This is a genomic window from Streptomyces sp. WM4235 (assembly GCF_001279725.1).
Taxonomy (GTDB): domain Bacteria; phylum Actinomycetota; class Actinomycetes; order Streptomycetales; family Streptomycetaceae; genus Streptomyces.
This window is the reverse complement of sequence record NZ_LGDE01000430.1, coordinates 23,469-48,397: the sequence shown is the minus strand read 5'-3', so window position 1 is coordinate 48,397 and position 24,929 is coordinate 23,469. Positions and strand designations below refer to the sequence as shown.

The following is a 24,929-nucleotide window of genomic DNA, read 5'->3' as shown; positions in this document are numbered from 1 at the left end:
ACACCCTCCTCAAGGTCGAGAAGGGCAACGCCGCACCCGAGGAACTCGCCGCGATCACCGCGATCCTCCTCGCCCGCGCCACCACCACCACCGACACCATCACCCGCACCCCCCGCACCCAGGCCGGCTGGCGCCGCCTGGAACGCAGCGCCGGCTACCAGGCCCCGCACAGCTGGCGCTGAGGGCTGTCCCGTAGCCCCTGGTGGGTCGGCGCACGACGCCTGAACCGGCTGTTGTCGGTGCCGACTGGCACTATCCCGGAGCACCCCACCTCAAGGAGAGCCATGGGCACCTGGGACGTCGGCCCCTTCGACAACGACACCGCCGCGGACTTCTGCGCCTCCCTCGACGAGGCCGCCGACGCCGACCGGCCCGGCCTCGTGCGGGACGCGCTCGTCCGCGTCCTCGACGCCGACGACCCCCTCGACCAGCACCTGGCGGTCGAAGCCGTGGCGGCCGCGGCCCTCGTCACCGCCCAGTGCCCCGGGGGGCGGCCCGTCACCAGCGCGTACGGGCCCGACCTGCCCGTCCCCGCACTTCCGGCCGACCTGCGGGCCATCGCCGTACGTGCCCTGGACCGGGTCCAGGCCGAACCCTCCGAGCTGCGCGGGCTCTGGGCGGAGACGGACAGGTACCCCTACTGGCTCCACAGCCTGCAACTCCTGCGCAGGGTCCTCACCTTCCCCGCACCCCAGCCGGTGGCCCGCTCCTGGGCCAGGATCGACACGTGGATGCAGCGGCACGCCCCTGCCTGCCACGCGCTCCTCGCCCCGCCGGCCGACCCTGCCGAAGTCGAGGCCGCGCAGGAAGCGATGGGGCTGCGCTTCCCCACCGACCTCCTGGAGTCGCTGGCCTGCCACGACGGAATCACCAAGTGGGCCACCCTGCTCCCGGGCCGGCCGCCCATGTCCGTCGCCGGGATCCTCGGCCACTGGCAGATGTGCGTCGAGATCGACGGGGACGAACCCGACCTGACCGAGGTCGACGGGTACGACGAGCCCTGGTGGCATCCGCTGTGGATCCCCTGGGCGCAGAGCGACGGCGACTCGCAGGTCATCGACATGCGTGAGGGCCCCGGCCAGGGGCGCCTGGGCGACGCGGCACACGACGACACCGGCCACTTCGACGACGGCTGGCCCTGCCTCTCCACGTACCTGACGGCCGTGGCCGACGCCTTCGACCACGGCACCGCCGTCGACGGGCGGGTGCCGTTCCTGACCTCAAAGGGTGGTCTGTGGTGGGACCGGCCCGGCGTGACCGAGCTGAACGGGGAGCCGCTCGGCCCCGCACCGACCACGCGGACCACCCCGTCGCCGTCCCGTCCGTAGCGCTCTACCAGGCGGGGCCGGCCGTGGTGGGGCGTACGCGAGGACGCCCGGCGGGGTGGTCCCGGCCGCTTCATGGCCGCCCCGCTCACAAGCCGGTGATGGCGCGGGTGGTGAGACCGAGCCCGACGAGGAGGACGAGGGCTGAGGTGGCGGCGGGTCCGATACGCCCGAGCGTTTGCAGGCGTGCGGAGGCCCGCTCGGCGGTGCGGGCGGTGATGCGGTCGCGCAGCCGCATGAGAAGGAGGCCGGCGAGGGTGAGGGTGGTGGCCATGCCGAGGCCGTATCCGATGACCGGGAGGACGCCGAAGGCGGTCCGGCCGAGGGCGACGGCGCCGAGGAGGACGACCAGCCCCGCCTGCGCCTGACGCAGAGCGGTCGCCGGATCGCCGCTGTCCAGAGCGAGGGAGGCCAGGTGGGTATGGGCGAAGGCGCGCTCGCCCGGGGTGCCCGCCGCGCGCAGCGCGCGCTCCATGAGTGCCTTGGCCTGGACGGTGTCCCGGAGTGGAACGGCCCCGGTTCGTCCCGGGCGGCCGTGCCGCGGGCCGGGACGAACCAGGGGCCAGGGCCTTCAGCCGTTGATGCAGGTGTTGCCGAAGGCGGGGTTGAGCAGGCCGATCACGCTGACGCTGTTGCCACACGCGTTGACCGGGATGTGGATCGGAACCTGGATCAGGTTCCCCGACAGCACGCCCGGGGAGCCGACGGCCGCGCCGGAGGCCCCGGCATCGGCGGACGCGACGGCCGCTCCGCCGACCACGGCCATACCTACGGCGAGCGCGAGACCCGCACTCTTCAGAACACGCGACATGGGACTCTCCTTGCTGGTCCGGCGGCGCATACACGCCCGCGGCCCCAGGCCGGGCCCGCGCCCCCTCTTCCTTGGGGTTCATGAGGGCGGCTTGGCCCCCACCGGCCTGTTCCCTCGAAAGGGTGACCCCGCCCCCACATCCGGCCGAACGCCTCACCCGTGCGTCGGATAGCCCTGACTCACTGTGGGACGAGCGGGGCGTCTGCTCCCCGCGCCTCGGCATCGCCCCGGCCGCCTCGGCATCACCCCGGGCCGCCTCGCATCGCCCCGGCTGTCGCGTCGTGCCTCCGACGGGTCGGGAGGAGCCGTAAGGATGGTTGCTGCGTGTCATGGATCCGGTGAAGGGCGTGAGCGCGGGATGTTCTCCCGGACGCTCATGCCCGATGAGCCGGATACATGGGGAGATGTGCCGGATGGATGCCAGCGGCGAGAGTGGCCGGCCGGACGGTGTGCCTGAGCGGCCGCATGCCTCCGTGAGGCGCGGGAAGCCCCCGCGTACACCGGTCGCCGAACGGGTGCGGGACGCGGTCGGCAGGGCGCGGTCGGCGGGTCCGCCGCCGGGTCCGGCGCGCCCCGGGTTCTGGCGCAGTCCGCTGCGAGGCCCCTGGCTGACCGGGGTATTCGGCCTGATCCTGCTGGTCGGGGTCATCGTGCTGTTCGTGACGGGTCTGTTGTCGTACGCGGCCTACAACCCGGACCTGGCACCGCGCAACGACCAGACCCCGGACAAGGGCCTGCTGGGGTTCTACCTGTTCACCTGGCCGACGTCGCCGTCCTGGCTGTACCGGATGACGCAGGGCGTACACACGGTCCTCGGCGTGGTCCTGGTCCCGGTGCTCCTGGCCAAGCTGTGGTCGGTCATCCCGAAGCTGTTCGCGTGGCCGCCGGTCCGTTCGGCCGCCCACGCCCTGGAACGGCTGTCACTGCTCCTGCTGGTGGGCGGGGCCGGGTTCACGTTCGTCACCGGGATCCTGAACATCCAGCTGAACTACATCTTCCCCGGCTCCTTCTACACCCTGCACTTCTACGGCGCCTGGGTCTTCGTGGCCGCGTTCACCGTCCACGTCGCCTTCCGCCTGCCGCGCGCCGTCCGCGCGGTCCGGGCCGGCCGCGCCTTCCAGCCCGCGGCGGACTCCGAGGAAGCCGCAGGGCTGGTCTCCCCCACCCCGGCGCCGGCCACGATCTCCCGGCGGGGCGCCGTCGCGATGGTGGGGGCCGGCTCACTGGCCCTGCTGGTGGTGACGGCAGGCCAGAGCATCGGCGGCTGGTGGCGCAAGACCGCCCTGCTGGCCCCGCACGGCCGTGACCCCGGCGCGGGCCCGAACGGCTTCCAGATCAACAAGACGGCGGCCTCCAGCGGGATCCGGCCCAGCGACATCGGCCCCGCCTGGCGGCTGACCGTGCGCGGCGGAGGCCGTCAGGAGGTGCTGACCCGGAAGATGCTGCTCGCGATGCCGCAGCGGGAGGCGGCGCTGCCGATCGCGTGCGTGGAGGGCTGGTCCACCCCCGACCAGCAGTGGTCCGGCGTCCGTCTCACCGACCTGGCCGCACTCGTCGGACTCGGCACCGACACTCCACAAGTCCTGGTGGAGTCGGTCCAGCGCGGCGGATCGTTCTCCTCGGTGGTCCTGGCCGCCAACCAGGCCCGTGACGACCGCTCGCTCCTCGCGATGCGCGTGAACGGGGCGGACCTGTCGCCGGATCACGGCTACCCGGCCCGCGTGATCATCCCGGCGGCCCCGGGCGTCCACAACACCAAGTGGGTCACCCGCCTCACCTTCGGAGAACCCTCATGAGCCACTCCACCACGGGGGCGGCCGCGGCCTTCCGCCGACGCTACGGCGCCTCCCCGCTCCACCTCCTGCTCACCCTGGCCTGCTTCGCCCTCGCCCTCTACGCCGGCATCCGCCTCCTGAAGGGCGACACCCTCGGGGTGGCGATCTGGTTCGTCGGCGCCGCGCTCCTCCATGACCTGGTCCTGCTCCCCGCCTACTCGCTCACCGACCGCGCCATTCAGCACCTCTTCCGCCGCCGGACCGCCGAGCCCGGGCCCGGGCCGCGTCCGAGCGTGAACCACCTCCGCGTCCCCCTCTTCATCTCAGGAGTCCTGTTCCTCGTCTGGTGGCCGCTGATCCTGCGGCAGGGCGGTCACTACACCGCCTACACCGCCCTGTCCGCCGACGGCTTCCTGGCCCGCTGGCTCCTCATCACCGCGGCCCTGTTCCTCGCCTCGGCGATCGTCTGGCTGGTACGGACCCGGCTGCGCCCGCGGCCGGAACGCAAGCACGTCCGAGCTCAGGGGCAGGCCCGCAGAACGGCGAAGTGACGCTCGCCCAAGAGGCTGGTCCACTGCTCGACGGGCGCCCAGCCCGAAAGTCGGCCGTGCCGGACCAGGGCCCGGGTGCCGACGGTGGCCCAAGGGAAGACAGGGCTGACCGGACGTCGGCCGACGTGGATCGCGACCCGGCGCCGCTCATCCACCTCACGAGTCGAGGTTTCCACGAGCAGCAGCCCCGCGGGGCGTACGAGGTCGTGGAGACGGCGCAGGAGGCGCTGGGGGTCACCGCCGATGCCGATGTTCCCGTCGATCAGCAGCGCGGTGTCCCAACTGCCCTCGTCCTGGACCGGGGCGAAGACGGAACCGCTGCGGGCGCGGCCGCCCCGGCACGCCGTGGAGATGACGGCAGCCGGGGACACGTCGATGCCCAGGACGGTGTGACCACGGCGGGCGAGCGCCTCGACGAGTCGCCCGGCCCCGCACCCCACGTCCAACACCCGTCCCTTGCACCGTTCCAGGACGGCATGGTCCGCCCTGTCGGCCCCGCCCGACCATCGGGCCACGTCCAACGGGAAGGACCAGCCCTCGCCATCGCACAGCGTGACCTCGCCGGCAGGCGCGTGGATCGTCTGCGTGTACGGGGCGCTGATCCACGGCTCCGGACCGTCGACATCGCGGTCAGCGGCCTTGACGCGGACTCCCGTCCCCGCGCGGACGGGCGCGGCTGACGTCCGGGGGGCGTCGCCTGGCCCGGCGACAGGCCCTTCACCGGAGGGGCTGCGGAAGACGCGCGTCATGGCTCGACCCTTTCGGAGCACGCCTGGAACGGACCCGCACGACGCTAAGACGACTCATCCCGAGCCGCCTGCCAGAAGCGTCAGACGGGCGAGCAGCAGGGCGGCCTCATTCTGGGGGCGGGCCGGGGTGCCGGCCGCGTCCTGTCCCCGGGCGCCGGCCAGGACCCCGGCCTTCCTGACCGGTGGGCCGGGCCGTCGCCGCTCCACGGGTAGCCGGTTGTCCTGTGGCGGAGCGAGTCGTGGCAGCGAGTCGTGGCTTTCAGTGGCGGGCGGCGGCCTCGTGGAGGTGCCGGCGCAGTTGTGCGCGCAGTTGTGTCAGTGGGGCGCTCGCACCGAGCCGCCGCAGGAAGTCCGCGGCGTCCCAGGTGATCAGGCCGCCCTGGCGGGAGAGGTACAGGCCCACCTGGTCGATGCCGAACTGGTGGTCGTAGTCCAGCAGGAGGTACCCGGCGAGCTGGTAGATCTCCTCGCGGCCCAGGCGGCGGGGGTCCTTGGTGGCTTTGCAGTCCAGTAGGAGGCCGCCGAGGATGTAGTCGGCGTCGGCGCCGCCGATGTCGCCGCTGCCGGTGAAGACCGGACCGCACACGCGGGCCCTTCGCGGTAGGGCCCGGAAGGCGGCGAACGGTCCGTCGGCGAGTCCCATCTGCTGGTCGATGTCGGTCACGACGTACTGGGGAACGACCGCGGTGAGATCGTCCAGGGTCGTGGCGGGGGTGGCCTGGGCAAGCGTGCTGAAGCGGCGGATCTCACCGGTGCGGGCGATGTCCTCGAAGAAGCCGGCGACGAAGCACAGCCGGATGAGCGCGTTCTCGTCCAGGCTGCCAGGGTCGGCGAGGTAGGTGTCGACGGCGGCCAGCAGCTCTCGGCCCGCCGTGTGCAGGGCCTTGCGGGCCCCACGAGCCGGTGCGCCGCGCAGCGGTCCGGTGCCGTCAAGGAGCATGACACCCCCGACAACAGCCGGTCCGAGCCGCCCGCCGAGGCTGAGGCGGAGGCGGTAGTCGATGGCGTGTCCGAGGGCCGACCAGTTCGGGTACTGCACGTCGATCGGCTGGACCGGGTGCGGGAGGCCGGCGATGCGCGCCTGATAGTCACGGACCAGGTTCTGGCTGTAGGGCAGTTGGGCGGCCATGAACTGCGAGAGGGGTGAGGAGTCGTACTTCAGCTGTCCGGTCAGGCTGAGCTCGATCATCCGCCGCCCGGCCACCGTGCCGTCCCGGCCGGCGCCGGCCATGGTCTTTTCGTACTCGTCGATCCAGGTGATGCCCTCGGTGTCCAGCTGGTGGCGGGCGCGGGTGACCGCGACGTAGATCAGGCGGGCTTCGCTCGCATTGAGCGCGCGCTGCAGGCCGTGGTCGTCCACCGACGGGGCCATGAAGCCTTTGCCGATGCGTACCGACGGCCACTCGCGTCCTTTGGCCTTGTGTGCGGTGGAGACGGTGACCTGCGCCTTCTCCTCCGGGGACAGGCGGTCCACCGCGGCGATGATCTGGTCTGGGCCGTAGGTGTCGACCAACTGCACGGTCGCCTTGAGGTCTTGGCCGGCCTTGTCCTGCTCGGCGTACTCCTGAACCTCGCCCCAGGAGGAGAACAGGAACAGCTCCGGGTGGCTGGTGCGCCGGCCCGCTTTGAGTTCGAGTGCGGCCTTGGCGATGCGTTGCAGCGCGCTGCCCCCGCCCGTGAGGGCCACCGGGATGCCGAGCTCCAGGTGGGAGAGGACTTCGCTCATCGCGTCCACGTTGCCCCGGCACAACACCGCCTCGGGTCGCGCCACCTCACCCACCCGGGAGCCGAGGCCGTGGCCGGTCAGCTGCATCTCCGACTCGGCGTGGCCCAGCCACCGGTTGGCCACCTCGGCGATGGCCGGGCCGAAGCGGAAGGACTGGGTCAGGCGCAGTTGTTCAGCCGGAAAGCCGGTCATCACATCGCGCGCGTTGCGCCAGCCGTAGATCTGCTGTGCCGGGTCCCCGACGCACACCCGCTGCGCGTCCTGGGCGAGGAAGACCTCTTCCAGCACCGGGTTGGTGTCCTGGGCCTCGTCCAGCAGGACGAAATCCGCCCCGAGCCGCGGGGAGGCCATCGCCCACAGCTTCATGTAGTGGTCGTGCTCGAACCGCAACCTGCCCGCAGGCGAGCAGATGTCCTCCCACGCACGATGCGCGTAGGGCAGCAGGGTGCGGGCCAGGTACTCCTGGCCCTGGGGGTCGATGCCGTTCACCGGCTCCATATGGCGGGCCATGACCTGCCGGTCGGTGGTGTAGCAGAATTTGCGCACCATGCCCATCACCAGGCGCGCCTGGTGGTTCACCTTGATGCTGCGGGAATTGACGTCGAGGTCGTGGGTGATTCCGAGCAACCGGGCGGTGTGCTTGGCGGGAATGCGTGCCGAGGCGTCCAGCCGCTCCCGGTAGTGGTGGCCGACAGCCCTGAAGGCCAGGGAGTGCGCGGTACGGCACTCCACGTTCGGCCCGAATCGGCCGCGGGCGTCATCGGCGATCGCCCGGTTGAACGCCACGTACAGCCCGCGTTTGCGGGTCGCGGCACCCATCAGGATCAGCGTGGACGTCTTGCCCGTCCCGGCACCCGCGACCAGGGCCAGGTCCCGGCCGGAGGCGAATATCTCGCGGGCAGCCTGCTGCTCCTTCGTCGGCTCCATGGCCCTTGGTTCCTCTCTGGGAAGCGCGGCTTCATGTGCCGCAGCCCCAGACATTGCCCACGGTGACGACTGTGCGTCAATCCAGTCATGCGTTCGGTGATCGATTCCGGACAGGGCGGGTGGGCATCCGGGCGCTGTTCCTCGGGGCATGTTCGGAGCCGGCTGAGGAGGGCTGCGACGGTAACGGTGCCGAGGTGGATGCGGGCGCGCGTCTCGTAGACGGCGGCGACGGCCCCGGACGTGGCCGCACCACCCGTCGCGCTGCCACACCGCACTCGGGGGCATGGATCGGTCAGCCGCGTGCACAACGCCACGGGTCGATACACCTCACCGCGCTTGCGGCTACCGGCCGAGCAGTGAGCCGAAGGTTATGCCGTACCGGGTGCGCAGCCGCCGTATCTCCCACAGCGACAGCGCGGAGACGGACAGCGGGCCGGCGAGCGAGAAGGTGTGGAGCACGACGGGTGGTGCGGCCACGTCCGGGCCATCGAAGAGTTGGAAGGCATAGAGGGACCAGACCAGCAGCGGGGAAAGCAGGGCGGGCAACAGTTCGTGGACCTCCCCCGTGCGGAAGCAGGAGTTCAGGCCGGTGTAGGCGGCGGTCAGGGTGAAGAGCAGGGCCGCGACGAGGACGGCAACGCAGACGAGCGCGGCCGCGACGAACAGCAAGCCGACCAGGAGGCCGGTGAAGATCGTGCCCAGGGTGCCGCCGAAGAGCCCGAAGGTGATGTCGTGCGGGCCCACATCCGACATCGAGATGATGTCCCCGCGGAGGGCCGCCAGCATCAGCCAGGCCACACCGACTCCGAGCGGCAGCGTGCCCAGCGCTTTCAGGGGGCCGGCGACACGGCGGGCGTACACGCGGCGCAGGGGCGGCCTGGCCGAGAGGACGCAGAGGGCTACGGCGACGACCCCCGCCACCACGACGATGGCGCAGCCGATCAGCAGTTCCTCCAGCTTGCCGAGCACGAAGTCCTGACGCCCGTCGCTCAGGGGGTAGGCCAGAAGGAGCCAGGTCACGCCTACCAGTCCCAGGGCCGTGCGGATGCGCTGCCCCCTGGCGATGACCGGATCCTCGATGCGGTCCGGGGTGGAGGGGCTGGTCATCGCTCGGGCTGCCACCAGAGGATTGGGCAGAGCGCCCACCTGCGCGTTGAGGCGCTGACGCGTGGTCAATTGACATCTCCGAAGGGTGTTCGCCTACGCCGAGGTGGCCGGACTCCGCCACCGGGCGTGCGCCACCCTAGCTGATCATGCCCTCGTCATCATTATCGTCAATCAGACGACAATGGGTTACGCTCCACCTCATGGACGACGAACCGCGGGACCAGAACCACACCGGTGCACCCCACTCCGGCGCCACCGACGAGGAACTCTCCTGGACCGCCGCCGCGTTGGCCACCGCATGGGTCTCCCCGGCCGCACCCCTGTCGAAGAGCCGGGGGTGGGATCTGGTGGGCCTCCAGCACATGGGTTCCGCGCAGGGAGAGATGTACGCCTGGAGACGGGTGCTGAGGTGGGAGCGCCAACTGGTCGAGGCCTTGACCGCCGCCGACGTCCCGAGCGGGGACGACGGCGGAGAGGGGGCGAGCAGCCGTCACCGCGCGGCGGAGGCGCGAGGTGCGGCCACCTCGGCCATGCGCGACATGCTGCTCGCCGGAATCACCGACGGGGAGCGGACGAATCAGATCTGGGGGAACAGCATGGGCCGCGATCCGCGGGATGAGTTGCGCGCCTTCATCGCGTCACACGGAGGATGAGCCCTCCGCGGAAGCCGTTGGGCCGGCTTCGCCCGCGGTAACGGGCAGCGTCTGTCGAGGAGTTTGGGCAGTCGGTGTGCCTCAGCCATCACAGGAGAGAGTAGGCACGCCGCCTGCGCTTCAGGACGTATGCCCTTGCAGCGAGCGCGGCGGCACAGATGCCTGCCGCCGCCAACCAGGAAGTCGGGCTCTTGATCCTGTCGGCCAGTGTGGGGGCAGGGTCGTGGCAGTCAGGGGCTGCGGGTTCGACCCGCAGCCTTGCCCAGACCTTGGACCCCACCTTCGCCTTCTGTCGCCAGACCACGGTGTGAATGCCCGGGGTCGCGTCGCACCTGATGCGGACGGTCGCGGAGAGCACCCTCGCTCCGTGCATGACCACGGGGCGCGTGAACGCCGACGAGGTCAACGTGACCTCTCCGTCGCCGGCCATCTCCAGGCCGTCGGTGGCCTTCATCTCCCCGCCGGCCCGCACCGACCTGACGTCCCACGGGCTCCCGGGCCACTCCACATGCGCGGGCCAACGCTCCTCCCGGGGCTCGGGCGGCAGCTCGGACACCCGCCGGGCGCAGGCCGCACGCTCCGCTTCCCCGACCGGAGCCACTCGGACACTCCCCCAGAGCGACCCGACCTCGGAGGGGTTCCGATCCCCACCCGATCCGATGCGCACTTCGTAGGACCCGGGCACGGCGGTGCAGGAGATCGTCATGACCGCGGTGACGTGCGGATCGTTCATCCTCATCCGGCCGTCCGCGGTGAACGCCGGAGAGAAGACCCTGTCGCCATTGTCGATGGAGTCCTGCAGGCCCACCGTGACGCTGATCCGCTCTCCAGGCCGAACCAACTGTTCGGCGTCGCGTTGAAGCGGCAACGGCACTTCCTCAAGCGGAGCAGCCTGCACGCCCTGCGTTCCGAGTGTCATCGACAGCGGAACCGTCAGAGTTGCCGCGCCGATCCGTGCCCGTAATCGCTTCACTCATCGCCTGTCTGGGTCTCATCGATGCCCTTTCACACCGCTGCACACTCTGCCCTCTTCATCGAACTGACGCACTGCTGATGTTGAGGTCGAAGCGCCCCGAGACCCGGTACTCGCCGCCGGCGATCCGCGACACGAACCGCCGGCTCGTCTCCGCCCTCACCCATGCCTTGACGCCATACGAACGCCCGGACACCGCACGCCTGAGGGCCCCGCGGCATGGTGGCCGGTCGGTCAACACCGAACGCGGGTGGCGCAGAGGGTTGGAGATGCCGGTCAGCTGCCGTCGACGTAGGCGCGCGCAGCGACCATGACATCGCGGAAGCGTCCGGCGGCGATGCACTGTGCGGGTGCCTCGTCCTCGAGCTGCGGATTCATTCCGATCATCCAGGCGCGTGCGGTGTAGAGGCTTTCGGCGTCCTGGATCAGCTGGAAGACCTGAAGGGCGGCACGCAGTCGCTCCTCGGACTCCGGGCGCGGCGTGGTCACGCCCGAGGCCCACTTGCCGATCTGCTTGGGGTCGCTGATGCCTGCGATCCTGGCAGTCAGTCTCTGGCCGAGGTTGTCCTGGAGGAAGCGGGCGATCTCGCTGATGTGCATGCGCACGGTGGCGACATGTACCCATCCGGCGATGAGATCGCTCTTGCTGGGGGCCGTGGTGGTCTCGATGGGCATGGCGTGGTTCTCCCTCGGTGCCTGACTATGCGCCAGTTTGGTGGCGGTCACGTGTCGGACAATGGGTGCTTGGAATGCGCACAGGACCTGGCTGTCGCATGCTGCCGCGAGGGACGAACTCAAGACGCTCGGCCTCGGCGAGCAGGTGAACGCTTCGGATGCACCTGACCCCGTGGGTGAGCATGACCTCTTCGGGTAGGTGGGCGCCTGCTACATGCCGGCACTCAGCATCGTCGCTTCCCGGCCGGATGAGATGCGGTGCTGGAATGACCGAGGGGGTCCAGGCCCCGGGCGGGTGGCGCCAGGACGGACGTCGGGCAGTCCGGCGGTAAGAAGGCACTCTTCGTGATCATGATTCCCCCTGCATCTCCGTCGCTGGTCCTTCTCAGGTTACCCATTATCACTATCCAACTCCACCTGTTGGCAAGAACCGACACGTCTCCTCACGATCCGCCAACAGAGCGGTTGGGAAAGGCAATTACCGTCTCACCTGCACGGACTCTCCAGCCGACCGTGGCATACGAGGGCCTTCCCGCCAACGAACTCGGCCGGGAATCCCCCTTTCGGACTACGGGGAGACCGGGTGTTTTACGGGGGTCTTTCGGGTAGGCAAGCGGGTGGGTTTTGGGTGGGCCTACGGTCAGAGCATCTTGAGTCCGTACTCGTCGGCGACCTGGCGCAGGGCTTCCGCCTCGGGAAAGACCAGGCTGGACTCTTCCTGCTTGAGCTCGACATCGCTGAAGACGGCCCAGCACTGGCGCAAGCCGAAGCGGGACCGGTACGCGATGCCGTGGATGAGGCGTTCCCGCTCGGAGGGGCCGGTGCGCTGGGTGATGGCCCACGCCGAGATCTGGCGCGTGATGCGCCGGTTGAAACCCTGGGTGTGCGCGGGGGTCAGTCTCGGCACTCCGAGTGCCGCCAGTTCGTGGCGGAGTTCTCGGGAGAGGGCTTTCAGGGTGCGCTCGTCGTCGACGTCAAGGAAGCGTGCCTCCTTGACGGGCTGTAAGCGGACGAGGGTGTGGCGTGTGGACCAGTCCCGGGGAAGATGGCCCGGGGGCAGGTAGGAGGCGCCTTTCCAGTCCTCCGCGACGACTTCGAGCATGGTGGGGTGGACCCGGAAGGGTGCCAGGGCCTCGGCGAAGCAGCCGTCGGGGTCCGTGGCGCAGTAGAGGGTTCCGTAGCTCACCAGGCTCCAGCGGTTGCCTCCGGGGCTTGAGGCGTCTGCCTTGCTGATCGTTTCGTACTTCAGGGGTTCGTTCGCCTTGCCCAAGCGCCAGATACCACGCTCGGGCGCCTGGATCAGGCTGACGCCCGGGTCGTTCTCAGCCGTGGTCATGTGGCCGCTCCTTGCTCCGGCCGCGCCCAGCAGGGTATGTGCGCCGGTCATGCTCGTGGCTCGTCGGTTCGCTGTTGCCGGCACGGGTCGCCGAACGGGCAGGGTTCGTGAGAAGAGACGTTGTGCGGTGGCGCGGCACAGGGGTGATGCGGAGTCTCGCGACCTGATGTCGTTGTCACATGCCGAACGATCATTTTTATGCGCTGGACCGACTGAAGCGAGCGGTTGGTGCGATCAGTTGGGGGCGCACGAGGGATTTCAGGGGGCGCATGGTGTCAGGGGGTCTTGCGCCCGCGTTCGCTGAGTTCGATTTCGAGTGTGGCGGCGCCGGCCTCGCCGGCGAACGCGAGCACGATGCGCGTGGGGCTGGGTGAGGGATGGGCGGAAAGGGTTCGGACGGGACTACCGGTGGCGAGGAGCAGGAGGCAGCGGGCGGTGGCGGTGTTCCAGATCCTGATCGTTCCGTCGTCGGAGGCGCTGGCGAGGAAGCTTCCGAGGCTGTCGAGTGTCCAGAGGGTGACGGCGCGCACGGTGCCGGTGTGACCTCTGAGCGGTTCGTTCAACTGGCGGTGCTCGAGGAGGTCCCACAGGCGGATCGTGCCGTCCTGTCCGGCACTGGCGAGGTGCGGGGGCATTCCGCCGGCGGGACTGGGGTTGATGCCGATGGCGTGGATGCGGCCCTGCATGCATCGGAAGGGCTGTCGCAGGGCGCCTTCCTCGATGCTCCACAGGCGGACGGTGCCGTCGGCGCCGGCAGTGGCGAACCATTCCTGGCCGTGGTGGTCCAAGGCGGCGGCGACCGCGAGAACACGCAGGTCATGGCCGCTCCAGTGGCACAGCAGGCTGCCGTCGTCCAGGTCCCACAGTTTGGCGGTGTAGTCGTCGGAGCCGCTGAGAAGCAGGTGGCGTCCTTCCGGGGTCGTCAGAGGGGCGAGTGCCCGCACTCGCATGATGTGACCCTCAAGGGGGTGCGGGAGGTGGGTTCGTGTGCTCGCGTCCCACATGTGGATGCGGTGGTCGGGGCCGGCCCACAGCAGGACTCGGCCCTGTGCCCGTTGCCCCCAGGTCACGGCGATGGGAGGGGCTTCGGTGGACACGCCGGCCACGACCGCCCCACCGACGATGTCCCATACCTCGATGCCGGGATGGCTGCCGCTGAGTGCGAACCAGGAAGGACTTGTGTGGTCGTCACGGGCCAAAGTCCCGTTGGTTACGCGGGGAGGCGCGGGAAGGCCCGTTCCGAGGGCCTTGTCGAGAGCCTTGTGGTCCCACAGGCGCAGAGTGTTGTCCAAGGAGGCGGACGCGAGGGCGTCGCCGCCCTCCAGTGTGACCCGGGTCAGGGCGGTCACCGGTTCGCTGTGGCCGGTCAGCGACGTGGGAGGTCCGGTGTGTCCGGTGTCCCACAGGGCGATGTCCCTGCCCGATCCCGCGGCCAGCAGGTGACGGGAGCCGACGGCCAGAGCGGTCAGGCTGGTCACGGGCCCCGCGTCGGTGTTCCAGGTCGCGGTGTTCCCCCCGATGTCCCAGACGGTGACGGATCCGTCGGCATGCCCTGCGGCCACCTGGCCGGGGCGGGTGGTGGACGTCAGGGCGCGAACGGGGCTGGGCAGGTCGAACGCCGCGGTGACGTGCCGGCAGTCGTCCGGCTCCCGGAAGGTCAGCGATGTGCCGTCGGCGATGGCGAGCAGGCGCCTTCCCGTCTCGTCCTCGATGGTGGTCAGGGCGACCTTGCCGGTCCGTGGCTTCACGCCCGGCAGTACCAGCAGGTCCTGTGATCCCATCCGCTCGTTCCAGCGCACCACTTCGGCGAAGCCGTTGACGGCGAGTACGGCCGGCTCGCCCTCGCTGTCACGGTAGGTGCTCACGTCGTCGATCCAGACACTGGCCGGCTGGTGTATCTGGTCGATGAGTGAGCCGTGGACCGGGTCCCACGCGCGGACGGAGCCGTCGGCACTGCCCGATACCAGCACCGGCCCTTGGCCGGCTCGGGTTTCGCTGAGCAGGCAGCCAACCGTCCCCTCGTGCGCGCTGATGCGCTCGCCCACCGCGCTTCCGTCGACCGGGTCGATGATCTCGATGCCGCCGTGTTCGTCTCCCGCCGCGACGAGGGGGCGGCCGTCCAGTGTGGTCCATGACGCGAGGGAGTGCACGGGGACGGCCACCTTCGCCAGGACGTTGACGGGCGGGGTCCACTGGGACCACAGGACCGTCATCCGTGAGCTGGGGGGCGAGGCCACCTCTGCGGGCATGCGGGCCTGCGACCGTGACACCCGGAGGAAGCGCAGGCCTGCGTAGGCCAGATGGAGGCTGGCCAGCCGTGAGGGTACGTCCGCCCGGTGCAAGTAGGGTTCGACCGTGGCCCACGCCTCCAGCCACGACCCCGGGTCCCGCTCCCCGGATGACGCCAGAAGTCCCCGGATTCCCGCGCCTGTCGCCCAGGGCAGCAGCTCGGGCGGGACATGGGCATCGTCGAGCGCCCCTCCCAGCCTGGCGTGGCCGGCCAGGTACCGGCGTACGTACGGCGGCGGGGGCGTCTCCCCGTCCCTGGCCACCAGCGCCGCCAGGGCCTCGGCGATCCGGGCGTGCACATCAGGTTCGCCCGCCTGTTCGCCTGCCGTGCTCTCATGCTCAGCCGTCATTGCCACTCCCCCCTCCCCGGTCGGCCCCGCCCGCGGGCCAGCACCTCAAGACCGCTGCCAGGCTGTCGTGCGCCGGGCGATACACGCGACGATCGTCCTCGGTGTCATGGGTGAGATACCCGGCCAGACGCCCGCCCAGCAGGTTGCGAATCTTCTCGTCCGCTTCCTGCAGGGGTCGTTCGAGCAGTACCGCTGCCATCGCCGGCCATACCTCCCCCCACGGAATGCCGCGCCCCAGCCCGAACGCGGTCGCGCGCAGCAGCGCCAGGGCTTCGTCGGCCCCCAGTCCGTCCTCCGCGGCCCTGTCCAGATCCGCGGCGAGCAGACCAACCGTGCCAGTATTCAACCGGCCGAGCCACCGTGCGTCCTTCAGAAGGCTCGGGCCGCCTGTCCTGAGCTGTTCCGCGGCCACTCGGGCGTCGAGGAAGGACCGGCCGACCGCGGCTGCCACCACCTGGGAGACCCCGTCCAGGTCCTGCCCCTGCCAGGCGGCCTCGCCGTCCAGGAGGGCCCGGACGTACGCGGCGATGTCCTCGCGCATCCCGGTGCGGTCGGTGCGCAGGAAGGTGACTTCCCCGAACGACGCTTCCAGCCCGGTCAGGAGCTCGTGTTCGCCGTCCTGGACGCCGGAGGTCTCGTCGGCGGGGCTGCTGCTGCGGACGGCGATGACCAGTCGGACACCGCGTCCCTTGGGCTTGGCCCGCGTGGTCTGGGGCGGGACGTGGTCCAGGGGCCCCTCGGCGGTTCGGTGGCCGGCCAGCGGGACGAGGGCGTTGTGCACGCACCCCATGGGGTCGTTCGCCTCGTCCAGCGAGTCGACGACGACAGTGACCATCGGCCCGGGAGTCCGCAGGAACAGTCTCAGCCCGGCCTGCCACCTGCGCAGCGCATCGGTGCCTCCGCCGGGATCCGCTCGTGCCCCCAGTTTCCCGGCGATCGCCCGCAGGAGATCAAGAGGGTCGCGGTTGTGGGCGGTCACCGCCACCGTCACCGATCCCTCACCGGGTACGGTCTCGGCCGGGCAGTGCCGGACCGCGGCCTCGAAGCGGCGCGAGCGCCGGAAGCTCTCGTCGCTGAGGGTCACCGCCCGGCCGAGGATCGCCGACTTGCCGCTCGCGGCGATGCCGGTGACGACCATGACGGCGGCGGGCCCGTGCAGGAATGACGTCAGACGCTCGTTCAGCGGCCGGCGTCCGGAGAAGTACCAGCCGGCGTCGGTGGCGTTGGGGCGTCCGCTGGCCTTCTCCAGCCAGTAGTCCAGGTGCTCCAGCGTCGGCGCGAGTTCCTGCCGGCCCGGTTCCACGGCCGCGGGAGCCGGCCGGTATCCCGGATTCGGCAGCGTCGCGGTCGGGACGTCTTGTTTGCCCGGCAACATGACCCGGGGCTGCTCCAGCTTGCGGCTTTCCCTCGCGTTGATGGCCCGGGTCGCCTGACGCAGGGCCGCGCTGAACTCCTCCATCGTGAGGAAGGGGCGGGTGATCTCCTCGCTGGAGCTCAGCAGCTCGTACGCCTCCCGGAGGATCGCCGCGAACGCGCCGCCCAGCACCTTGCGTTTGGGCCCCGCGGTCGTCAGCACGTGGAGCGTCGCGGATTCCGCGCGTTGCGTGAGTTCCCGCTCCATCGCCAGGAGTTCGGATCCGATGTCAGAGGACTCGCACATGTTGACGATCACCAGAACGTCCCGGGAGAGCGAGTCCAGTGCGGCAGCGATGATCTCGCTGGTCCTGAGCCCGGTCGCGAGCAGCCGCTCGGTACTGGTGTTCCGCAAGACCGCGTAGTGCGTCGACGCCGCTGACGTGATCCCGTGCCCGGTCACGTACAGCACCAACGGAACATCAGCCTCCACTTCCCGGATGTGCGAACCGGCGAGGAACCGTTCCACATCGTGACGGCCGGCCGGGGGATACTCCGGCTCCACCTTCGTGAACCCCGGCCCCTCGGGGGGTGCCTTCACCCACCAGGCGGCCACCGCATCCATCTGCTCATCGATCGCGGCCCGCATCTCATCCGTACCGTCTTCCAACAGCAGGAGGAAGAGCGCACCGCCCCCCGGCTCGAAGTGGTCCTCGTCGCCCTCCAGCGCGGAGGTGGGTTCCGCCAAGCCGATATCGCCCCGCTGCCCGTTCACTTTCCCTATTGTTCCCAACCATGGACCAGAATCAGCAACTTCGGGTCACCGCCGCCGTGGCCGGCGGCTTACCCGATCACGTCACCCAGGATGCCGTCGTGATCGTCCCCGGCATCATGGGAAGCGAACTGTTCGACACCCGCACGAACAAGCGCCTGTGGGGCTTGGCAGGGATCTCCTGGCTGCGCAGGGCATGGACCAGTCCCAAAGGCCTTGAGGGCCTGCGCATGACCGATGAGGAACTCGACGGCAAGCACACCCGGGTGAAGGCGACCGGCCTGCTCAAGCACAGCGCCTGGACACCGTACTTCGCCGGCCAGGAGCCCTACACCGATCTCGTCGAAACCGTCGAGACCAGTGTCGCCGACCCCGCCGCCATCCTGGAATTCGCCTACGACTGGCGCCTGCCCATCGCCGCGAACGCCCGTCTCCTGGCCGCGGCCGCACGCGAGCACCTGACCTCCTGGCGCCTGCACCCCGACCACGACACCGCCCGGCGGCACCGCGTCGACGAGCGCGAGGCCCGACTCGTCTTCGTCGCCCACTCCATGGGCGGGCTGGTCACCCGTGCCGCACTGGACGCCCGGTACGACAGCGACCTCCTCGACGACACCCGCGGTGTCATCACCCTCGGCACCCCCTTCCTTGGAGCGGTCAAAGCCGCGGTCATCCTCAACACCGGCCGTGGAACGCCCGTTCCCCTCCCCCATCGCAGGCTCCGCGCCATCTGCGCGGACATGCCCGGCCTTCACGACCTCCTGCCCCAGTACAAGAGCCTGCGCAGCAACGGGGACGTACGCCACCTGACACCGAGCGACATCACCTCCATCGGCGGCAACCCCGAACTCGCGCGCAACGCGGCGGTCTTCCACCACGGCCAGAGGCAGATCAGCCTGCCCGACCACCGCTCCGTGGTCGGCATCAACCAGCCCACCTGGCAGAACCTGACCATCCGTGACGGACAGGTCGAAGCGCACCTCGACGGCGCCCGCACGCACAGCGACGGCACCTACCTCCGCGATCACAACAAGAACGTCAGGTTCTTCCACGTTCACGGAGACGGCACCGTCTACAAGGAGTCAGCCGCCGTCGCCCCCTCGGTCACCACGCTCCCCCTGCAACACGGCGACGTCGCCAAGGCCCGGACCGCTCTGGAGGCCGTCACCGAGATCATCCGCGAGGACGCTCACATGGGCCCGCCCCTGGGCGAGGCCGGATGTGGCCTGACCACACCCGACCTCGTCGAAGCCGGTCGGCCGTGGAAGATCACTCTCAGCGGTGTCGACTCCCTCGCCGGCGTCACCTGCCGCCTCACCAACCTCGAAGAGCCCAAAGACCAGCAGGAACCAGCCCTGAACTGGGAAGACGGCCACCCCACCGCCCACGCGTCGGTGCCGGCACCCGGCCTGTACCGGATCTCGATCCGCACACCTGACGGGTTCACGATCACCCAGCTCGTCATGGCCGACGAACCCGGCCTGCCCTTGCGGGAAAGCCAGGAGTAGCTCGCTCTGCTGCCGGCTCCGTGCCGTGGCGGCCGCCGGGTGGTGGGTGGTGGGTGGCATGTGGCGTGTGATGGTTGGCGGGTGCCGGTTGGCGGGTGCCTCGCCCGTACCGCCTGAGATCCCGTGGCGACGGGAGAGTGGCAGGAGCACTTGGGACGCCCAGCGCCTGTCACCAGAGGACATGGCCCGAGAGCATCGGCAGTACCACGGCCAGCGGGCAGCCGAGGGTGACGAGCAGCGAGGGGCGGGATGCCGCGGCGCTGCCGAGCGGGCGAATCGTCACGATCCAGATCACCGTCGCCCATGCGGTCGCGATCAAGGTCCAGACGGCGGCCGGCGATGAAGTCTGACCACCCCGCGACACGACGGTGAAGGTGGACAGCGTCCCGCATACGGTGACTGCGGCACAGGAGTGGACATGCGCGTACAGCCGCTGCCAACGCGTCGGCGGCTGGAGGTCCAACGGCTGTGAGGGACCTGGCAGAAACATCGTGGGAGAGTCGCCGCCCCGGATGAGGCGGTCAGGCGGTCAGGCGGCCCAAGCAGAGCAGGCGGCAGACGGACTCAAGGCCCGGATCGAACTCGCTTACTGGAGACTGCTCTTCGACCGGAGGGGAACACCGCCGGAGTGTCCACGCCGTTGTGGAACGCCGTGCACGACTCCCGGACGGTGGTTCGTGAGCCGGTGCCCAAGTTGATCGCTCGTTCCGGACCTGGTAGGCGAACGGCAGTTGGGCTGAGAGCTGGTGGAGGCATCGACGATCAGCCTTCGTGCGCGGGAGCCGCTGCGCCGAGCTCAACTCTTCGTAGCGGCTTCTTCCCCGGCGAAGAAATCGTCGGCGACGGCGCGGTCACGGTCGAGGTCGGTGATGGGTTCGCCGATGACGCGCCCCGCCAGCTCGGTGGCCAGCCCAAGGACGTCTTCGCGGAGCTCGGCCTCGGCAATCACCCGGTCGGCCTCCAACTGGACGATGGCGGCGACGACCATTTCCTCGCGCGCCTTCTGCCCCTCTGCGCGAACGACGGCAAGGAGGGTGACGCCTTCCTCGTGGGCGGCCTGGCGGATCCGGGAGGCCTCGTGACGGGCGGCACTCAACTCTGCCTGGTACTCGGCGCGAATGCGCTGCGCCTCCAGCCGGACCGCCTCGGCCTGTTCGAGCGTGCCCGCAGTGGCCTCCTCACGCTCCGCGAGGGTCTTCTCGATCCTGGGCAGAACCTTGGCCATGGCGGCGAGTACCACGCAGAAGCTGATGAGGCCGACTATGAGCTCGATGAGGTTCGGTTTCAGAGGTCCCATGATCCGATCATAGTGTCGCGTGACTGGCCCTGATTTGAACGGATGTGATCACATGGCTTGAAGTCCGCTGCTCTTGAAGCCATATGAGGGGGCGTCACCCACTGCGGTCGAACCGATCGCCGGGCAGGCAGCAGCCGCCCCCTCGTCGGCTGGGCGGCGAGCGAGCACGGCGGAGCCGGCGCCGGCCTCGTGCTGAGCGCCATCACGCTGCCTCGCGTGCTCCTCTTGCCCATCGGTGGTGCACTGAACGGTTCCGTTACGTACGGGGGTGTCAGGGGTTCCCGTTCCGACGGCCGGCCCGGGTCAGGCCTCGGGCGGGCCGTCGGGAATCGCGTGCACTTCGACGGGATCGTCTCCGGGCTTGCCGTCGGGGCCCGGGCAGGCGGATGCCCGCGCGGCGATCTCCAGGGCCCGTTCCTCGCTCCGGACGTCGACCACCCAGTACCCGGCCAGGATGTTCTGGTCCGCCTCGGCCGGTCCGTCGGTCACCCGCGGCCGTCCGTCGCTACCGGCCCGGACCGTCTTGACGCGGGAGGGACCGCCGAGTCCTTCGGCCGTCACCCATTCACCGGCGGAGGTGATCTCGTCGTTGAGGGCGTCCATGTGGGCCATCACGGCCCGCATGGCGTCCTCGGAGTACGCCGACATGATGGTGTCCCACTGGGCGGCGGGCATGTTCATCTGGATCATGTACTTCATCGTCCTCGGTCCTCTCGGTTTCCGGTTTCTCGGTTCCCGGCTTCTCGGTTTCCGGGTCCCTGGGTCTCTGGGTCTCTGGGTCCATCGGTCCGGCTCCGTGTCGCGCGGGCTCGTGAATCGGTGGACCGTCGGCCCTCGCGAACCCTCGGTGCCCGTCGTTGCCGGCGGTGCCCGTCGTCAGCGGGGCGTCGGCGGCGTCCAGTCCGGAGCGCGTCCGCTCAGCCCGACTGACCGGTCCAGGAGCGGGGCGTCGTGCGGTACGGGCACGACGGGCCCGAAGATGCCCCCGTCGCGGTCGTCCTCCCCGGCGGCCGCCAGGAGGAAGGCGTACGAGGCGCTCAGCGCGGCGGGGTCGGGAACGTACTCCTGGCCGGTGGCCCGTGCCAGGTCCCACCCGTGCACCACGAGCTCGTCGGCGGCCACGGCGCCCGCGATGTCGCCCGGCAGGTCCACGCCACCCGCGCGGGTCATGCCCGTCCAGGCGGCCGGATCCTTCCAGGCTTCGGCAAGCTCGCCGAGGACCCGGGGCAGGTCCTCCCGCCAGGAGGCGGGCAGCGAGGGGGCGGAAGCGTCGGGGGCCGTGTCCGTCGTCGGGCCCAGGTCCTTGCGGGCCGCGTCGCGGAAGGCGACGGAGAGGCCCAGCAGGTGGCCCAGCAGGTCGCCGACGGTGTAGTCGGGGCACGGAGTCCGATCGGGGAGCCGGGCGTCCGGGACGCACTCCGCGAGTGCGGCGAGGATCCGGGCCTGAGCCCCGAGGTCGAGAATCGTCGTTTCGGTCATCGGTCGCTCCTCCGGGGACGATGGGTCTGAACGGTAGACCGGCGGCGGGGGCCGTACTCATCGGCGCGCGGGCGGTGAATCCTCACGGTCACTCCCGCGGGACGATGGTCGCCGCAGCGCCTAGACCCGTGCGGGGCTCCCCAGGGCCGGCCGGCCGGGTCGGCCCGCCCAGCCGATATCGGGTCTACGCGCCCCGGGCGGCGTCCTACGCTCGGCGCGTGGATCCCGTCGGACTGGCCTGCGTCGTACTGCCCGTCACAGCGCTGCTGTACGGGTTGCTCGGCGTGCGGATCCGCCAGGAGGGCGTGCGGATCCGCCAGGAGCAGGTGAGCCACCGCGGCAATCGGTCCCTCACCGCGGCAGAGGCCGAGCCGCTGCCCGGCACCGGCCGGCGCCTGCCGGACGCGCCGTTCGCCGCCGTGGTGTGGCCGGATTGACGGTGATCGTGGCGACGACCGTCGCCATGATCGGGACCGACCCCCACGGGCCGGTCGAGGGAACCGCGGCCGCCGCTACCCGGCTCGCGCTGGTCGCGCTGGTCGCGCTGGTCGTGTTCCTCGTGAGGTACGGCCGGCTGCGCGACGGCTCCGCTCAGCGGGCCGGCCTCGCCGAAGCGCCGATGCGGGTGGACCCGCACCCCGCATTCACCGAGCCGGCGTCGCGGAACCCGCGGAGCGCGGCGCGGCTCCGGGTGGGCCGCATGCGAACGCGTCGGGGCCGCTACCGGGGCCGGCCCCAGGCCCGGCCCCGGTAGCGACCCAAGGGCGGGGCCTGACCCGCGGGTCCAGGTTGCCGGACCTACCCGGGCCTAACCGTCGGTATCGGACGCCGGACGTACCCGAGCCTGACCGCGCGTCCCGGGAGCCGAACATACCCGGGGCCTGACCATCGGTATCGGACGCCGGACGTACCCGAGCCTGACCATCGGTATCGGACGCCGGACGTACGCAAGGGCTCCGCGGGGACGGGTCAGGGATCGGCGCCGTCGCCGGCCACCCGGCGTCGGACCTGGTCTTCCTGCGCGAGGCGGCGCAGCAGCTCGAAGACCGGGGCGCAGATCGCGAAGACGATGACCGCCCGCTCCGCCAGGGCCACCGGGTCGTCGAGGCCGGCTGCGCGCTCCAGGTCCAACCGGGCCACCGACTCGGCCAGCCTCGCGTAGGCGGCGAGCTCGCCCGGGGCGTACTGCGCGTCCAGCCGGCGCAGTTCCTCCAGGGCCGCCGTCAGCCCTTTCACGTGCGGTGACGTGTCGGGCGCCTGCCAGTCCAGGGCCGCGAGCAGCTCGGCCACCTCCGCGCCGACGGTCGTATCGGCTTCCCCCTCCTCCGCTTTTCCCTCGTCGCCCGCGGGGCGCCGACCCGCCACCGGCACGGGGAGGGCGTAGCTGATCGCTCCGAGGGCGCCCTCGGAGCTTTCGGCCTGGTCGACGGCCCCGAGCACGTCGCGGGTGGCGGCGATGGTGAGACCGCCGAGCGTGGTCAGTGCCTTGATCAGCCGGAGCCGCTGCGCGTGCTCCTCCCCGTATTCGGCGAGGGTCGCGGCGGTCGCCCGCCCCGCGGGCAACAGCCCTTGCCGCAGGAAGTACTTGATGCTGGCGACCGGCACGCCGGTGCGGCGGCTGAGCTCCGAGATCTTCATACGGGTTCCCTGCTGGTCTCGCGGTCCGGTGGCCATCGGCGGCGATTGGACACCACAACAAGATACTGCCAGTATCCAGTACTGGATACCATAAGTATCCAACTCAGGAACGCCGCCGCACCGGAGAATCGATGCCTCATCCCACACCTCCCTCCGTGCTCCGCCGACCCCAGTTGTGGATCGGAACGGGCCTCATCGCCGCAGTTGTCTCGATGCTGTTCGCCCTGCTCTACGTAGGCGGCAACGTGAACCCCAGGGGCAATCTGCGCGATCTGCCCGTGGCCCTGGTCAACAGCGACAGCGGAGCCGACGTCAACGGCCGCCGGCTCAACCTGGGCGAGCAGGTCGTGTCGGGGATCGAGAAGGCCGCCAAGGGCGACCGCAGCATCGACTGGCAGGTCGTCAGCCGTGAGGAGGCCGACAAGCGGCTGGGCAAGGGCAAGGTCTTCGGCGCCCTCGTCATACCCGCGGACTTCTCCGCCTCCGTGACCGGGCTCACCGCCCCGCAACCCGCACGCCAGGGCAAGGCCACCGCGCCGACGCTGACCGTGCTGACCAACCAGGCCGCCGGCAGCATCGGCTCCTCCATGTCCTCCCAGGCCGCGCAGAAGGCCGCCCACGCCGCCTCCGCCCAGCTCGGTCAGGAGCTCCTCAAGCAGGTCGGATCCCAGAAGACCCCGATCCCGACGGCCGCCCAGCTCAAGCTGGCCGACCCGGTGACCGTGAACGTCGCCGACGGCCACCCCGTCGGCTCCCGCAGCGCCATGGGCCTGAGCGCCTTCTACTACGCGCTGGTGCTCGTCGTCTGCGGCATGCTCGGCGCCAACGTGGTCAACTCCCAGGTCGACACCGCGCTCGGCTACCTGCACACCGACTTCGGCCCGGTGCGCAAGCGCGAACCCGTCCAACACACCAGCCGGGTCCGCACCCTGGCCATCGGCATCGCGCTCATGCTCGGGCTGTCCCTCGTCATGGGCACCCTGGTCGAGGTGGCCACCGTCGGGATCCTCGACATGGACGCCTCCCATCTCGGCCTGCTGTGGCTCTACTCGGTGGCCACCATCGCGATCGTCGGCGTCGGCAGCCTGGCCCTGTTCGCCGCCTTCGGCACCCCCGGCATGTTGCTGGCCACCATCGTGTTCGTCGCGATGGCCGTCCCCTCCTCCGGCGCCACGGTGCCCGTCCAGGCACTGCCCGGGTTCTTCCGCGCCCTCTCCGAGTTCGAGCCGCTGCGCCAGATCACCGAGGGCCTGCGCTCCCTGCTCTACTACGGGGCCCAGGCCGACGCGGGCCTGACCCGGGCGTGGGCCTCCATGGGAGTCGCCCTGGTCGCCGCACTGGCCTTCGGCTTCGCCGTCACCCGCCTCTACGACCTCAAGGGGCTGCACCGCATCCCGCACCCCGAGCCGGTGACCGGTACCGGTACCGGTACCGACGCCGACTCGGGCACGGGTACTGGTACTGGTACTGGCACCAAGTCCGAGGCCGCGGCTCCCACCACGGCCTGAGGGAGGAAACCCGAGCGGCAACGAGCCCGGCCGCAGCCCATGTACGGGGCTGCGGCCGGGCTCGTTGCCGCTCGGCTCGCTCGGGTCGGCCGGGCAGGGGCGGCTCGACCCGAGCGGCGGGCCCGCG

24 protein-coding genes are annotated in these 24,929 nt (G+C 70.5%); 9 read left to right on the top strand and 15 right to left on the bottom strand.

What is annotated here, in order from left to right; translation table 11 throughout:
* On the top strand, positions 1-182 hold a 182-nt coding region (locus ADK55_RS26655; protein ID WP_053682349.1), incomplete at its 5' end, for an acyl-CoA carboxylase subunit epsilon.
* A 102-nt stretch (positions 183-284) separates the two neighbouring features.
* A complete protein-coding gene (locus tag ADK55_RS40770; protein WP_078999442.1) occupies positions 285-1,328 on the top strand; it encodes a DUF4259 domain-containing protein in 1,044 nt (347 codons plus the stop codon).
* 85 nt (positions 1,329-1,413) lie between these two features.
* Here ADK55_RS40770 and ADK55_RS26645 read toward each other — a convergent pair whose 3' ends face one another.
* Both ADK55_RS26645 and ADK55_RS26640 read right to left on the bottom strand, forming a co-directional pair.
* A complete protein-coding gene (locus tag ADK55_RS26645) occupies positions 1,414-1,800 on the bottom strand; it encodes a hypothetical protein (RefSeq protein WP_053682348.1) in 387 nt (128 codons plus the stop codon).
* A 96-nt stretch (positions 1,801-1,896) separates the two neighbouring features.
* Complete coding sequence (locus ADK55_RS26640) at positions 1,897-2,136, bottom strand: chaplin (protein ID WP_053682347.1); 240 nt, start codon at positions 2,134-2,136, stop codon at positions 1,897-1,899.
* 473 nt (positions 2,137-2,609) lie between these two features.
* On the opposite strand from ADK55_RS26640, the gene ADK55_RS26635 reads away from it, so the two are divergent.
* Positions 2,610-3,932, top strand: a complete 1,323-nt coding sequence (locus ADK55_RS26635) for a molybdopterin-dependent oxidoreductase (RefSeq protein WP_420713687.1) — start codon at positions 2,610-2,612, stop codon at positions 3,930-3,932.
* Positions 3,929-4,462, top strand: a complete 534-nt coding sequence (locus ADK55_RS26630; protein WP_053682346.1) for a hypothetical protein — start codon at positions 3,929-3,931, stop codon at positions 4,460-4,462. Before ADK55_RS26635 ends, ADK55_RS26630 begins: the two co-directional genes overlap by 4 nt.
* On the opposite strand, the gene ADK55_RS26625 is transcribed toward ADK55_RS26630, so the two are convergent.
* The 3 genes from ADK55_RS26625 to ADK55_RS26615 form a co-directional block, all read right to left on the bottom strand.
* Complete coding sequence (locus ADK55_RS26625; protein WP_078999439.1) at positions 4,432-5,211, bottom strand: class I SAM-dependent methyltransferase; 780 nt, start codon at positions 5,209-5,211, stop codon at positions 4,432-4,434. The genes ADK55_RS26630 and ADK55_RS26625 overlap by 31 nt on opposite strands.
* A 259-nt stretch (positions 5,212-5,470) precedes the next feature.
* The gene (locus tag ADK55_RS40765; RefSeq protein ID WP_053682345.1) at positions 5,471-7,864 is read right to left on the bottom strand and encodes a UvrD-helicase domain-containing protein; all 2,394 of its coding nucleotides are present in this window, start codon (positions 7,862-7,864) and stop codon (positions 5,471-5,473) included.
* Between the two features lie 342 nt (positions 7,865-8,206).
* The gene (locus tag ADK55_RS26615) at positions 8,207-8,986 is read right to left on the bottom strand and encodes a hypothetical protein (protein ID WP_159041555.1); all 780 of its coding nucleotides are present in this window, start codon (positions 8,984-8,986) and stop codon (positions 8,207-8,209) included.
* Between the two features lie 185 nt (positions 8,987-9,171).
* On the opposite strand from ADK55_RS26615, the gene ADK55_RS26610 reads away from it, so the two are divergent.
* On the top strand, positions 9,172-9,624 hold the full coding sequence (locus ADK55_RS26610) for a hypothetical protein (protein WP_053682343.1): 453 nt from the start codon (positions 9,172-9,174) through the stop codon (positions 9,622-9,624).
* 88 nt (positions 9,625-9,712) lie between these two features.
* Here the strand turns inward: ADK55_RS26610 and ADK55_RS26605 are convergent, their stop codons facing one another.
* The 5 genes from ADK55_RS26605 to ADK55_RS26585 all read right to left on the bottom strand — a co-directional run bounded on the left by ADK55_RS26605 (position 9,713) and on the right by ADK55_RS26585 (position 17,375).
* A complete protein-coding gene (locus ADK55_RS26605; protein ID WP_159041554.1) occupies positions 9,713-10,492 on the bottom strand; it encodes a hypothetical protein in 780 nt (259 codons plus the stop codon).
* Positions 10,493-10,873: 381 nt separating this feature from the next.
* Complete coding sequence (locus ADK55_RS26600) at positions 10,874-11,272, bottom strand: XRE family transcriptional regulator (RefSeq protein WP_323182026.1); 399 nt, start codon at positions 11,270-11,272, stop codon at positions 10,874-10,876.
* A gap of 640 nt (positions 11,273-11,912) precedes the next feature.
* Positions 11,913-12,608 (bottom strand): RES family NAD+ phosphorylase, encoded by a 696-nt coding sequence (locus ADK55_RS26595; protein WP_053682341.1) that lies wholly within the window; start codon positions 12,606-12,608, stop codon positions 11,913-11,915.
* A 275-nt stretch (positions 12,609-12,883) separates the two neighbouring features.
* On the bottom strand, positions 12,884-15,247 hold the full coding sequence (locus tag ADK55_RS26590; protein WP_107089311.1) for a WD40 repeat domain-containing protein: 2,364 nt from the start codon (positions 15,245-15,247) through the stop codon (positions 12,884-12,886).
* Positions 15,237-17,375 (bottom strand): hypothetical protein, encoded by a 2,139-nt coding sequence (locus ADK55_RS26585; protein WP_159041553.1) that lies wholly within the window; start codon positions 17,373-17,375, stop codon positions 15,237-15,239. Before ADK55_RS26585 ends, ADK55_RS26590 begins: the two co-directional genes overlap by 11 nt.
* Before the next feature lie 20 nt (positions 17,376-17,395).
* On the opposite strand from ADK55_RS26585, the gene ADK55_RS26580 reads away from it, so the two are divergent.
* Positions 17,396-18,880 (top strand): lipase/acyltransferase domain-containing protein, encoded by a 1,485-nt coding sequence (locus tag ADK55_RS26580; protein WP_234350254.1) that lies wholly within the window; start codon positions 17,396-17,398, stop codon positions 18,878-18,880.
* A gap of 169 nt (positions 18,881-19,049) precedes the next feature.
* Here ADK55_RS26580 and ADK55_RS26575 read toward each other — a convergent pair whose 3' ends face one another.
* From ADK55_RS26575 to ADK55_RS26560, 4 genes are all read right to left on the bottom strand, one after another.
* Positions 19,050-19,370, bottom strand: coding sequence for a hypothetical protein (locus ADK55_RS26575; RefSeq protein WP_159041552.1), 321 nt, complete (start codon positions 19,368-19,370; stop codon positions 19,050-19,052).
* Between the two features lie 306 nt (positions 19,371-19,676).
* The gene (locus tag ADK55_RS26570; RefSeq protein ID WP_053682337.1) at positions 19,677-20,177 is read right to left on the bottom strand and encodes an ATP synthase F0 subunit B; all 501 of its coding nucleotides are present in this window, start codon (positions 20,175-20,177) and stop codon (positions 19,677-19,679) included.
* 303 nt (positions 20,178-20,480) lie between these two features.
* Positions 20,481-20,876, bottom strand: coding sequence for a YciI family protein (locus ADK55_RS26565; protein WP_063839618.1), 396 nt, complete (start codon positions 20,874-20,876; stop codon positions 20,481-20,483).
* A gap of 177 nt (positions 20,877-21,053) precedes the next feature.
* Positions 21,054-21,656 carry a TIGR03086 family metal-binding protein gene (locus tag ADK55_RS26560; RefSeq protein ID WP_053682336.1) on the bottom strand — a complete coding sequence of 201 codons (603 nt, stop codon included), beginning with the start codon at positions 21,654-21,656 and terminating at the stop codon, positions 21,054-21,056.
* 218 nt (positions 21,657-21,874) lie between these two features.
* On the opposite strand from ADK55_RS26560, the gene ADK55_RS26555 reads away from it, so the two are divergent.
* Together ADK55_RS26555 and ADK55_RS26550 are read left to right on the top strand one after the other, a co-directional pair.
* Entirely contained in the window at positions 21,875-22,093 is a 219-nt protein-coding gene (locus ADK55_RS26555) for a hypothetical protein (protein WP_053682335.1), read from the top strand.
* Positions 22,090-22,410, top strand: coding sequence for a hypothetical protein (locus ADK55_RS26550; RefSeq protein ID WP_159041551.1), 321 nt, complete (start codon positions 22,090-22,092; stop codon positions 22,408-22,410). The genes ADK55_RS26555 and ADK55_RS26550 overlap by 4 nt, the downstream gene beginning before the upstream one ends.
* Positions 22,411-22,625: 215 nt before the next feature.
* Here the strand turns inward: ADK55_RS26550 and ADK55_RS26545 are convergent, their stop codons facing one another.
* Positions 22,626-23,294, bottom strand: coding sequence for a MerR family transcriptional regulator (locus tag ADK55_RS26545; protein WP_053682333.1), 669 nt, complete (start codon positions 23,292-23,294; stop codon positions 22,626-22,628).
* A 131-nt stretch (positions 23,295-23,425) separates the two neighbouring features.
* Between ADK55_RS26545 and ADK55_RS26540 the strand changes: the two genes are divergently transcribed.
* On the top strand, positions 23,426-24,802 hold the full coding sequence (locus ADK55_RS26540; RefSeq protein ID WP_053682332.1) for a YhgE/Pip domain-containing protein: 1,377 nt from the start codon (positions 23,426-23,428) through the stop codon (positions 24,800-24,802).
* The last annotated feature ends 127 nt before the right edge of the window (positions 24,803-24,929 follow it).

Excerpts from the sequence above, each read along its gene's own strand:
- ADK55_RS40770 (WP_078999442.1), top strand. The coding sequence starts at position 285 with ATGGGCACCTGGGACGTCGGCCCCTTCGACAACGACACCGCCGCGGAC.
- ADK55_RS40765 (WP_053682345.1), bottom strand. The coding sequence starts at position 7,864 with ATGGAGCCGACGAAGGAGCAGCAGGCTGCCCGCGAGATATTCGCCTCC.
- ADK55_RS26645 (WP_053682348.1), bottom strand. The coding sequence starts at position 1,800 with ATGGAGCGCGCGCTGCGCGCGGCGGGCACCCCGGGCGAGCGCGCCTTC.
- ADK55_RS26575 (WP_159041552.1), bottom strand. The coding sequence starts at position 19,370 with ATGTTTCTGCCAGGTCCCTCACAGCCGTTGGACCTCCAGCCGCCGACG.
- ADK55_RS26590 (WP_107089311.1), bottom strand. The coding sequence starts at position 15,247 with ATGACGGCTGAGCATGAGAGCACGGCAGGCGAACAGGCGGGCGAACCT.
- ADK55_RS26595 (WP_053682341.1), bottom strand. The coding sequence starts at position 12,608 with ATGACCACGGCTGAGAACGACCCGGGCGTCAGCCTGATCCAGGCGCCC.
- ADK55_RS26625 (WP_078999439.1), bottom strand. The coding sequence starts at position 5,211 with ATGACGCGCGTCTTCCGCAGCCCCTCCGGTGAAGGGCCTGTCGCCGGG.
- ADK55_RS26630 (WP_053682346.1), top strand. The coding sequence starts at position 3,929 with ATGAGCCACTCCACCACGGGGGCGGCCGCGGCCTTCCGCCGACGCTAC.
- ADK55_RS26560 (WP_053682336.1), bottom strand. The coding sequence starts at position 21,656 with ATGACCGAAACGACGATTCTCGACCTCGGGGCTCAGGCCCGGATCCTC.
- ADK55_RS26565 (WP_063839618.1), bottom strand. The coding sequence starts at position 20,876 with ATGAAGTACATGATCCAGATGAACATGCCCGCCGCCCAGTGGGACACC.
- ADK55_RS26570 (WP_053682337.1), bottom strand. The coding sequence starts at position 20,177 with ATGGGACCTCTGAAACCGAACCTCATCGAGCTCATAGTCGGCCTCATC.
- ADK55_RS26640 (WP_053682347.1), bottom strand. The coding sequence starts at position 2,136 with ATGTCGCGTGTTCTGAAGAGTGCGGGTCTCGCGCTCGCCGTAGGTATG.
- ADK55_RS26545 (WP_053682333.1), bottom strand. The coding sequence starts at position 23,294 with ATGAAGATCTCGGAGCTCAGCCGCCGCACCGGCGTGCCGGTCGCCAGC.
- ADK55_RS26610 (WP_053682343.1), top strand. The coding sequence starts at position 9,172 with ATGGACGACGAACCGCGGGACCAGAACCACACCGGTGCACCCCACTCC.
- ADK55_RS26600 (WP_323182026.1), bottom strand. The coding sequence starts at position 11,272 with ATGCCCATCGAGACCACCACGGCCCCCAGCAAGAGCGATCTCATCGCC.
- ADK55_RS26580 (WP_234350254.1), top strand. The coding sequence starts at position 17,396 with ATGGACCAGAATCAGCAACTTCGGGTCACCGCCGCCGTGGCCGGCGGC.
- ADK55_RS26540 (WP_053682332.1), top strand. The coding sequence starts at position 23,426 with ATGCCTCATCCCACACCTCCCTCCGTGCTCCGCCGACCCCAGTTGTGG.